9 protein-coding genes are annotated in these 10,293 nt (G+C 75.5%); 4 read left to right on the top strand and 5 right to left on the bottom strand.

All coding sequences use genetic code 11. The features are described 5' to 3' along the window. The first annotated feature begins 231 nt into the window (after positions 1-231). Positions 232-735: an N-acetyltransferase gene (locus HCN56_RS19585; RefSeq protein WP_167972981.1), complete on the top strand. Its 504-nt coding sequence runs from the start codon at positions 232-234 to the stop codon at positions 733-735. An 88-nt stretch (positions 736-823) separates the two neighbouring features. Here the strand turns inward: HCN56_RS19585 and HCN56_RS19580 are convergent, their stop codons facing one another. From HCN56_RS19580 to HCN56_RS19560, 5 genes are all read right to left on the bottom strand, one after another. Continuing rightward, a complete protein-coding gene (locus tag HCN56_RS19580; RefSeq protein WP_167972979.1) occupies positions 824-2,131 on the bottom strand; it encodes a DUF58 domain-containing protein in 1,308 nt (435 codons plus the stop codon). Positions 2,132-2,140: 9 nt separating this feature from the next. Then, positions 2,141-3,106, bottom strand: a complete 966-nt coding sequence (locus HCN56_RS19575) for an AAA family ATPase (RefSeq protein ID WP_167972977.1) — start codon at positions 3,104-3,106, stop codon at positions 2,141-2,143. Beyond that, positions 3,103-4,377 carry a DUF4350 domain-containing protein gene (locus HCN56_RS19570; protein ID WP_167972975.1) on the bottom strand — a complete coding sequence of 425 codons (1,275 nt, stop codon included), beginning with the start codon at positions 4,375-4,377 and terminating at the stop codon, positions 3,103-3,105. The genes HCN56_RS19575 and HCN56_RS19570 overlap by 4 nt, the downstream gene beginning before the upstream one ends. Beyond that, the gene (locus HCN56_RS27050) at positions 4,374-5,075 is read right to left on the bottom strand and encodes a DUF4129 domain-containing protein (RefSeq protein WP_167972973.1); all 702 of its coding nucleotides are present in this window, start codon (positions 5,073-5,075) and stop codon (positions 4,374-4,376) included. Before HCN56_RS27050 ends, HCN56_RS19570 begins: the two co-directional genes overlap by 4 nt. An 81-nt stretch (positions 5,076-5,156) precedes the next feature. Continuing rightward, entirely contained in the window at positions 5,157-6,374 is a 1,218-nt protein-coding gene (locus HCN56_RS19560) for a DUF7544 domain-containing protein (protein WP_167972971.1), read from the bottom strand. Positions 6,375-6,688: 314 nt separating this feature from the next. On the opposite strand from HCN56_RS19560, the gene mtnA reads away from it, so the two are divergent. From mtnA to mtrB, 3 genes are all read left to right on the top strand, one after another. Next, positions 6,689-7,789, top strand: a complete 1,101-nt coding sequence (gene mtnA, locus HCN56_RS19555; protein ID WP_167972969.1) for an S-methyl-5-thioribose-1-phosphate isomerase — start codon at positions 6,689-6,691, stop codon at positions 7,787-7,789. Continuing rightward, positions 7,786-8,463 (top strand): two-component system response regulator MtrA, encoded by a 678-nt coding sequence (gene mtrA / locus HCN56_RS19550; protein ID WP_167932701.1) that lies wholly within the window; start codon positions 7,786-7,788, stop codon positions 8,461-8,463. The genes mtnA and mtrA overlap by 4 nt, the downstream gene beginning before the upstream one ends. A gap of 82 nt (positions 8,464-8,545) precedes the next feature. Continuing rightward, on the top strand, positions 8,546-10,258 hold the full coding sequence (gene mtrB, locus HCN56_RS19545; protein WP_167972982.1) for an MtrAB system histidine kinase MtrB: 1,713 nt from the start codon (positions 8,546-8,548) through the stop codon (positions 10,256-10,258). Positions 10,259-10,293: the final 35 nt, after the last annotated feature.

The following is a 10,293-nucleotide window of genomic DNA, read 5'->3' as shown; positions in this document are numbered from 1 at the left end:
GATGGTACTGCATGGGGGACCGTGTGGGAGAGTAGGTCGCCGCCGAACAAATTGTGTGGGAGAGGGTCTCACTGGAACTCCGGTTCCGGTGGGGCCCTTTTCTGCGTTCTCGGGCGGGTTTTTCTTCTCCCCGTGCCTGCCGCCCGAACCGGCCGGCAGGAGGCGGGACCGCCGGGCTGCGGTTCGCCACGGCTACCGCGCCCCCGACCGCGGCTCGGTTACGCTCGGCGGATGGCTTCCGACAGCACCACCCCGAACGACCCTGAACAGCCCTTCGTCCCTGACGACTTCGACGTCCCCCGGACGCTGATGACGGACCGCTTCAGGCTGGAACCGCTGGGTCCCGAGCACAACCAGGCCGACCTGGTCGCCTGGTCCGGCAGCATCGAGCACATTCGGGCGACGCCCGGCTTCGCCGGCCGTGACTGGCCGACCGAGGGCATGACCGCCGATCAGAACCTCGTCGACCTGCGGCAGCACGCCGACGACTTCGAGCAGCGTGTCGGCTTCACCTACACGGTGCTGCAGCCCGACGCCGGCGACACCGACGACGGTGACGTGCTGGGCTGCGTCTACGTGTATCCGGCGGACGCGGCCGACGCGGACCACGACGCCGCCGTGCGGTCGTGGGTGCGCGTCGAGCGAGCCGAGCTCGACCTGCCGCTGTACGAGGCGGTACTGAGCTGGCTCGCCGAGGAGTGGCCGTTCCGCGCGCCGCGGTACGCGAAGCGCTGACGCGGCCGTCGATCCCCGCGCGGCCGCTCGGCGGGGCCGCTCCGCCTCCGGGGCAGCCCCGCCGAGCGGCCGCCCCGGGGCGGCGGCGTCAGAGCTTGCCCGCGGCCTTCAACGACAGGTAGGCGTCCGCGAGGGAGGGCGGCAGCCGGTCCGGGGCGGCGTCCACCACGGTCACCCCGAGACGGCGCAGCAGCTCCGCGGCGCGGTGCCGCTCCGCGGTGAGCCGGGCGGCCGCAGCCGCCCCGTAGACGGCGGTGACGGTACCCCGCCCCGCGGTCATCTCCTCGATCCCGGGGTCCGCCACCGAGGCCACGACGACGGTGTGGCGCTGCACCAGCCGGGGCAGCACCGGCAGCAGGCCCTCCTCCAGGACGCCGCTGTCCAGGGAGGTGAAGAGCACCACCAGGGAACGGCGGGGCGCCGCCGCCAGCGCCGCGGCGACCAGCGACCGGGGGTCGGTCTCCACCAGTCGCGGTTCGAGCGGCGTCAGCGCACGGGTCACCGCCGGCAGGACGTCGCGCCCGCTGTGGCCCTGCACCGAGACGCGGGTGGTGCGGTCGTGCGCCACCAGGTCGACCCGGTCGCCGGCGCGGGAGGCCAGCGCCGTGAGCAGCAGTGCCGCGTCCATCGACGCGTCGAGCCGCGGCACGTCGCCGACCCGGCCGGCGGCGGTGCGGCCCGTGTCGAGCACCAGCAGCAGATGCCGGTCGCGCTCGGGCCGCCAGGTGCGGATGGTCACCTCCGACTGGCGCGCCGTCGCCCGCCAGTCGATGGATCGGACGTCGTCCCCGGCGACGTAGGGGCGCAGGCTGTCGAACTCGGTTCCCTCACCGCGGATCAGCACCGAGGTGCGGCCGTCCAGCTCCCGCAGCCGCGCCAGCTTGGCGGGCAGGTGCTTCCGGGCCGCGAACGGCGGCAGGACCTGCACCGACCACGGCACGCGGTGGCGTCCCTGGCGTGCGGCGAACCCCAGCGGGCCGTGGGAGCGGATCGCGACGACCTCGGCCCGCCGCTCACCGCGGCGGGTGGGGGCCAGCACCGTCGTCAGCCGACGGCGCTCACCGGGCGGGACCGTCAGCGACTGCCGTGAGCCGTCGTAGGAGGTGCCTGGCGCCCAGCTGCTGGGCGGCCAGGCGTCCCGGACCTCGGCGCGGAGCGAACGGTTCGAGGGGTTGGTGATCGTCAGGTCGACGTGCGCCTCGTCGCCCTGCCGGACGGTGGTGGCGCCCGACCGCTGAAGCCGCAGCGACCGGACCGGGGCCGCCAGTGCGACGTCCAGCAGGACGACGAGCAGCAGCGGCACGGTCACCAGCGCGATGCCCTGCCACCCGGGCACCAGCCATGCGACGACCGCGCCGAGTGCGGCGACGAGGGCCGCGCGTCCGGAGAGAGCCATGGCGGCGGCTCAGCGGGGGACCGCGACGCGGGCCAGGATGCCGTTCAGTACGCTGTCGGTGCCCACGCCCTCCATCTCGGCCTCGGGGCGGAGCCGGAGCCGGTGGCGGAGCGTCGGCAGCGCCAGCGCCTTCACGTCGTCCGGCGTGACGAACTCCCGACCGGACAGCCAGGCCCAGGCGCGGGAGGTCGAGAGCAGCGCCGTCGCACCGCGGGGGGAGGCCCCCATCGCGAGCGAGGGCGACTCACGGGTCGCCCGGCAGATGTCCACGATGTAGCCGGCGACCTCGTCGGTGACGGTGATCCGCGCGACGGCCTCCCGGGCGGCGGCCAGTTCTCCCGGTCCGGCGACGGCGCTGATGCCCGCTGCGGCCAGGTTCCCCGGGTTGAAGCCGTCGGCGTGGCGCCGCAGCACGGTGATCTCCTGCTCCCGCTCGGGCACCGGCAGGTTGAGCTTCAGCAGGAAGCGGTCCAACTGGGCCTCGGGCAGCGGGTAGGTGCCCTCGTACTCGACCGGGTTCTGGGTGGCGGCCACCAGGAACGGTTCCGGCAGCGGCCGTGCCGTGCCGTCGACGGAGACCTGCCGCTCCTCCATGGCCTCCAGCAGCGAGGCCTGGGTCTTGGGCGGCGTCCGGTTGATCTCGTCCGCCAGCAGCAGGTTGGTGAAGACCGGGCCCTCCTGGAAGGAGAACTGCGCGGTGCGGGCGTCGTACACCAGCGAGCCCGTGACGTCGCTGGGCATCAGGTCGGGGGTGAACTGGACGCGCTTGGTGTCGAGTTCGAGCGAGGCGGCCAGCGCCCGCACCAGCAGGGTCTTCGCGACGCCCGGCACGCCCTCCAGCAGCACGTGGCCCCGGCAGAGCAGGGCGACGACCAGGCCGGCGACCGCCGCGTCCTGGCCGACGACGGCCTTGGCGATCTCGCCGCGGACGGCCTCCAGCGCGGCGCGGTGGGTGGCGGTGGTCTCTTCCGTCACGGGGTGTCCTTCTTCGGTGGGGCGGGCGGGCGGCCGGGGTCGGCCGGGGGCTGCGACGGTGGCGCGGGGGAGGGCCGAGCACCGGCGCCGGGGAGCTGTGCCACGTGCTCCCGGAGCGTGTCCAGGTCGTCGGCGAGGGCGATCAGCGCCGGGTCGTCGGCCGGTTCCGGCCCGGCCAGCAGCGCCTCGACCTCGGCGGAGGGGCGGCCCGTGCGGTCACCGACGGCGCGGACCAGCTCGGAGACCGGGGCGCTCGGCCGCACGCCCACCAGGGGGGCGAGGCGGGCACGGGTGGACTCGCGGAGCGCGTCGGCCGCCCTGCCGCGGGCGCCCGCGCGGTGGTAGAGACGGGCGCGGCCCTCGGTGGTCTCCGCCGCACGGATGCGGACCGGCAGGCGTTCCGGCACGGCAGGGCCGAGGCGGCGCATCCGCCACACCGCGGCGAACAGCACCGCGACCACCAGCTGGCCGGCGGCCCACCGCCAGTTGTCGCCGGTGAGGTCCAGCAGGCTCTGCTCGTCCTGTTCCGGCGGGGGTTCGGAACCGTCCGGCACGTACCAGAGCAGCTTCTCGGTCGCACCGAGCAGCCCCATCGCCAGGGCGGCGTTGCCGTCGTCGGCCAGCGCGTCGTTGGTGAGGAACTCGGGCGAGCCCAGCAGGACGGTGGCGGCGCGGGTGCCGTCGGTGCCGTCCGTCGCCCCGAGCACCGCGAGGGTGCCGAGGGAGCCCTGGCCGTAGCAGGCGGCGGCCCCTTCGACGGCGGAGAGGTCGAAGACCCGACCCCCGAGGGTCGCGCCGCCGGCGCGGCGCGCCGTCGGGTCGGCGCACCCCGGCTGCCGCTCGTCCACCTCGGCCTCCCCGGCGAGTTCCACGCCGGGGGCGATCCGGTGCACGGCCCCCTCGCCGGGGGAGACGAGCACCAGGCGGGCGTCGGCGCGTGCCGCCTCGCGCCGGAGGTCCGTCAGTCGGCTCGGCGGCACGGCGTTGGGGAAGGCCACCAGCAGCGTGGTGTCCGGGCCGAGGGCCCGGCCGGCCTCCGCGGCCGTCCCGACGGGGGTCGTCCTGATGCCCTCCTCGGCCAGCAGCGTGGTCAGGGCGAGCGCCCCCGCCGGGGTGGGGGAGTCGTGGCGCAGGGCGCCGCCGTCGCCGGAGCGGAGCACGGCGAGGAGCACGCCCGCGACCAGTACGACGACCACGCCGAGCAGCGGCCCCCGGCCACCGCGCCACAGGGCGCGGGAGTCCGGGGAGACGGCGGTCGTGGTGGCGCTCATCGCGGGGCTCCGGCGAAGGGCGCGGCGTCCGGGGGCGTGGGCGGCGCGGTCAGGCGCGGGCGGGCACGGCGCACGGTCTCGTCGAGCTCCAGCAGGCGTCGGTGGTCGTCCTCGGCGGCGGGCGCGTCGCCGTAGGTGACCGCGTCGAAGAGCCGGGCCGCGGCACGGACGCGGTCGGCCAGTTCGGGCAGCACGGCACCGGCCTCGGTGGCGGCCTCGTCGGCGGTCCGGCCCGGTCGCGGGTCGAGCAAGGTGCGCTCCTCCAGGGACCGCACCAGGGCGCGCATCCGGTCCCGTACCGCCTCGCGCCAGGCGCCGGCGGCGGCGTGGGCGTCGGCGGCGGCACGGTACTCCGCCGCGCTGCGCACCGTGTCGCCGAAGACGTCGGGGCGGGCTGCGCCGGCCGCGCCCGTCCGCAGCCGTCCCAGGCGCAGCCGCAGGGCGACCAGCAGGGCGACGGCGACGGCGACGAGGACCAGCACGCCGATCCAGCCGCCGGGCGCGACGGCGAAGTCGAGCAGCTTGCCGAGCTGCTCCCACACCCAGTCGAACGCCTGCCGGATCAGGCCCGGGCGGTGCTGCTCGTAGATCTGCCGGGAGAGCTCGTCTCGGGCGGCCTCCCGGGCCGCCTCCCGGTCGGTGTCGACGGGGGTGGCACGCGGGAGGAGGGTGAGCAGCGCGGCGGCAGCCGTGGTCATCCCCTCACCGTCCTCTCGCCGTGCGGCCCGTGGTGGGCTGCCCGCTCATCTGTCGTTCGCCGGTTGGGCGCCGGTCCCGCGTCAGTACGCGGGACCGGTGGGCGGGGTGTCCGGGTCGGCCAGGCCGGCGGCCCGGGCGAGCTCCAGGTCCAGCGCCTCGCGCCGAATGCGGCGGTCCATGTACAGCAGCGCGGTGACGCCGGCGGTCAGCGGCAGGCCGATGACCGAGCCGAGGACCGCGCCGACACCGTTGATGATCAGCGGGGTCCACTCGGTGCTGAAGCCCACGGTGGCCGGGGAGTCGGTGAAGAGCGCCGCGAGCATGGTCGTGGGCACCTGGACGATCGAGGTGACGACCACCAGCAGGAGCAGGATGAGGAGCTGGATTCCGAACACCCGCCACCACGAGCCGGTGACCAGGTGCCACGAGCGGCGCATCGCGGTGAAGACGCCCTGCCGCTCCAGCATGAGCGCGGGCGCGGCCAGCGACAGGCTGACCCAGACCCAGACGGCGAGGACCAGGCCGACGATGACGCCGACGGCGATGAACGGGCCCATGCCGGTGGCGGCCGTCATCAGCACCAGGGCGATGACGGGGAGCGCGGTGGCGAGGCCGACGGCGACGACCAGGCCGAACAGGCGGAGCAGCCGGCCGCGCGAGTCGGCCCAGGCCTCCCCGACGGTCACCTTCTGGCCCAGGACGGCGCGACTGACGACGATGGTGAGCATCGCCGTGGCGAGCACCGAGCCGACCATGGCGGTGACGGCGAGGACGCTGCCGGCGAAGAGGCCGGAGGTCATCGCGTCCAGGATCTCCTGGTCCGTCGGCTCGGCGTTGGCCTCCAGCGCCGCCATGGCGTCGTTGTTGAGCCAGAGGCGGGACGCGATGATGCCCATGGCCTCGGTGAGCAGCGCGATGCCGAGCGCGATGGCGAGCACCGGCCGCCAGTGCGCGCGGGCGGTGGAGACGGCGCCGTCCAGGATCTCGCCGACGCCCAGCGGGCGGAGCGGGATCACACCCGGCTTCGCCGCCTGCGGCTGCTGCCAGCCGTGGGGGCCGTTGTTCCAGCCGTAGCCGCCGGGGCCCTGACTCCAGTGCTGCTCACCCCCGTGGTGGGGCGCCTCACCGCCGGGCGGTGTGCTCCAGCCCTGCTGCGGGCCCTGGGCGCCGCCCCAGCCCTGCGGTGGCGGGGTCTGCTTGTCCAGGGAGTGCTGCTCGCCCCGGGCCTGACCCTGACCGTTCTCGTCGGGACCCTCCCCCGGTGCCGGTTCGCCCGGCGGGGTCCAGCGGTCGTTCATCCATCGCTCCTTCACAAGCCTCGGCCTACATCGTGCCACGCCGTGGCCAGGGCACCGTGGTGCGGGCGCCCGCGGTGCCGGCCTGTGGAACGGAGCGACTCGCGGCACGCGCCTCGTGGACCCCCCTGGCCCCACCCGCCCCCTCCGGCGCGCTGAACGGCGGCGGGACGAGGGACGTGACCCCTCGTGTTCCCCTGCCCACGGCCCGCGGCGCGCACACCCGTGCGCCGTCCGGTGCGGGACGCGGCCGACGGCCCCGGACCGAGGACGTCCGACCCCCGCGCGGAGCGGCCGGTTGCGGGCACACTGTGCGAATGGCTGATGACATGACCGCGGTACTGCGGTGGGCGGACGAGCCGGGAGGCGGCCCCGCGGTCGTCCTCCTCGACCAGACGCGGCTCCCGGCGCACGAGGAGGAACGGTGGTGCCGTGACGTGCCCGCGCTGGTGCGGGCGATCCGGGAGCTCGCCGTGCGGGGCGCACCCGTGCTGGGGGTCGCCGGCGCCTACGGGGTGGCGCTGGCCGCCGCGCGGGGCGACGATGTCGAGGCGGCGGCCGCGGAACTGGCCGAGGCGCGCCCCACCGCGGTGAACCTGCGGTACGGCGTGGAGCGGGCGCGGGCCGCCTGGCGCGCGGCCGGCCGGGCCGGGGGCGACGCGACGGGTACCGCGCTGGCCGCGGCGCGGGAACTGCACGCCGAGGACGCACGCGCCAGCACCGCCATGGCCGGCCACGGGCTGGAGCTGCTGACCCGGCTGCTGCCCGCCCGGGAGGCGGGCTGGCGGCTGCTGACCCACTGCAACACCGGCGCCCTCGTCTCCGGCGGCGAGGGCACCGCGCTCGCCGTGGTCCGCGCCGCGCACACCGCCGGGCGGCTGGAGCGGCTCTGGATCGACGAGACACGGCCGCTGCTCCAGGGCGCGCGGCTCACCACCTGGGAGGCGGCGCGGTGGGGGCTGCCGCACACCCTGCTCGCCGACAACGCCGCCGGGTCGCTCTTCGCCGCGGGCGCGGTCGACGCGGTCCTCATCGGCGCGGACCGCGTCAGCGCCGACGGATCGGTCGCCAACAAGGTCGGCAGCTACCCGCTCGCGGTCCTCGCCCACCACCACGGGGTGCCGTTCGTCGTGGTGGCGCCGATCAGTACTGTCGACCTCGACACGGCCCGGGGCGCGGACATCACCATCGAGCAGCGTGGTGCGGAGGAGGTCACCGGGAGCGGTGACGGACGCCACGCCCCGGCGGGGGTCGCCGTGCACAACCCCGCCTTCGACGTCACCCCGCCGGACCTGGTGTCCGCGCTGGTCACCGAGGGCGGCGTCGCACCGCCGTCGGAGGTACGGCGGCTCGCGGCGGGGTACGACGGTCCACGTGCGACGGAGCTGCGGGAAGCTGATGGGATGATGAAGGCATGAAGGGACGCGTACTCGTCGTCGACGACGACACCGCTCTGGCGGAGATGCTGGGGATCGTGCTGCGCGGCGAGGGCTTCGAGCCGTCGTTCGTGGCGGACGGCGACAAGGCCCTTGCCGCGTTCAGGGAGGTCAAGCCGGACCTGGTCCTGCTGGACCTGATGCTCCCGGGGCGTGACGGCATCGAGGTCTGCCGCCTGATCCGGGCCGAGTCCGGCATCCCGATCGTGATGCTGACCGCCAAGAGCGACACCGTGGACGTGGTGGTGGGCCTGGAGTCCGGGGCCGACGACTACGTCGTCAAGCCGTTCAAGCCCAAGGAGCTGGTCGCCCGCATCCGTGCGCGGTTGCGCCGCTCGGAGGAGCCGGCGCCCGAGCAGCTCGCCATCGGCGACCTGGTCATCGACGTGGCGGGCCACTCCGTGAAGCGCGCGGGCGCGCCGATCTCGCTGACCCCGCTGGAGTTCGACCTGCTGGTCGCCCTCGCGCGCAAGCCCTGGCAGGTCTTCACCCGTGAGGTGCTGCTGGAGCAGGTCTGGGGGTACCGGCACGCCGCGGACACCCGGCTGGTCAACGTGCACGTGCAGCGGCTGCGGTCCAAGATCGAGCGCGACCCCGAGCGTCCGGAGATCGTGGTGACCGTCCGCGGCGTCGGCTACAAGGCCGGATTCAGCTGACGTGTCGCTGACCCCGGGGCGCTCCTGGCGGAACGCCCGGCTGCTGCCCGAAGGGGCCACGGGCAGCCGGGCCCAGCCCGCCATGCGCATCGTGGGGCGGTTGGCCCGGGGGCCGCTGCTGCCGGTGACCCGGCTGTGGCGGCGGAACATCCAGCTCCGTGTCGTCGCCTCGACGCTGCTGCTGTCGCTGGCTGTGGTGCTGGTGCTGGGTGTCGTCGTCATCGGGCAGGTCCGCAACGGCCTGCTGGACGCCAAGCGCCAGACGGCGCAGAGCCAGGCCGAGGGCGGGTTCGCCGTCGCGGCGGACGCGGCGGGCGCCGGCGAGGACGTGCTCGACGGGCGGGTCGTGGACCCGGGCGTCTGGCTGACCGGCATGGTGCAGCAGCTCGCCAGCGGCGGGCAGGGCGTCTACTCGGTGGTCGCGCTCCCCAGCGGGCGCACCGCCGCCACCGTCGGCGAGGGCGCGCCGGGAGCGCCGCGCGGGCCGCGCGCCTCCCGGGACGTGCGGCCGGAGGAGAGCATCTCCGCCGAGCTGCGGGCCGCCGTCGACGCGGAGCTGGTGCCGCAGCGGCAGTACGGCACCGTGGTCCGGCCGGACGGCACCTCCGAGGCCGCGCTCGTCGTCGGCAAGCGGCTCAACGACAACCACGGCAACCAGTACCAGCTCTACTACCTCTTCCCGTTCACGCAGGAGGAGAAGTCGCTGGCCCTGGTCAAGGGCACCATCGCCACGGCCGGGGTCTTCCTGGTGGCGCTGCTCGGCGCCATCGCGTGGCTGGTGGTCCGGCAGGTGGTGACCCCCGTGCGCATGGCGGCGCGGATCGCCGAGCGGCTGGCCGCCGGCCGGCTGCAGGAGCGGATGAAGGTCAGCGGCGAGGACGACATCGCCCGGCTGGGCGAGTCCTTCAACAAGATGGCACGCAACCTGCAGACCAAGATCCACCAGCTGGAGGAGCTGTCGCGGATGCAGCGGCGGTTCGTCTCCGACGTCTCCCACGAACTCCGCACGCCGCTCACGACCGTCCGGATGGCGGCCGACATCATCCACCAGTCCAAGGACGAGTTCGACGCCGTCACCGCGCGCTCCGCCGAACTGCTCATCGACCAGCTGGACCGCTTCGAGTCGCTGCTCGCCGACCTGCTGGAGATCAGCCGGTTCGACGCCGGCGCGGCGCTGCTGGAGGCGGAGTCCACCGACCTGCGGGCCGTGGTGCGGCGCGTGGTCGAGGGCGCCGAGCCGCTGGCCGAGCGCAAGGGGAGCCGGCTGGTGGTGCTGGGGGAGGAGAGCCCCGTGGTGGCGGAGGTCGACGCCCGCCGGATCGAGCGGGTGCTGCGCAACCTCGTCGACAACGCCGTCGAGCACGGCGAGGGCAGGGACGTGGTGGTCCGGCTCGCCACCTCGCCCGGCGAGGGCGACGCCGTCGCCGTGGCGGTGCGGGACTACGGCATCGGTCTCCATCCGGGCGAGGCCGAGCGCGTCTTCAACCGGTTCTGGCGGGCCGACCCCGCCCGCGCCCGCACCACCGGCGGGACGGGGCTGGGGCTCTCCATCGCCGCCGAGGACGCCCACCTGCACGGTGGCCGGTTGGACGCCTGGGGGGAGCCCGGCGGCGGCGCGCAGTTCCGGCTGACGCTCCCCGGGTCGGTCGGCGCGCCGCTGCGCGGTTCCCCGATCGAGCTGGTGCCCGCGGACTCCGCGGCGGCACGGGCCGCACGTTCCGCCCCGCAGGGCGACGACCCCGCCGCGGCGCTCGCGCCCGCGGCGGTGCAGGAAGGCGGTGTCCGGCGTGGCTGAGACCGGGAAGCGCGGCGCGCCGAGCCCGGCGGGCG

It is taken from the genome of Streptomyces lonarensis (assembly GCF_012033735.1).
Classification (GTDB): domain Bacteria; phylum Actinomycetota; class Actinomycetes; order Streptomycetales; family Streptomycetaceae; genus Streptomyces; species Streptomyces lonarensis.
The sequence above is the reverse complement of the archived record's forward strand: the minus strand, read 5'-3'. Positions and strand labels throughout refer to the sequence as shown.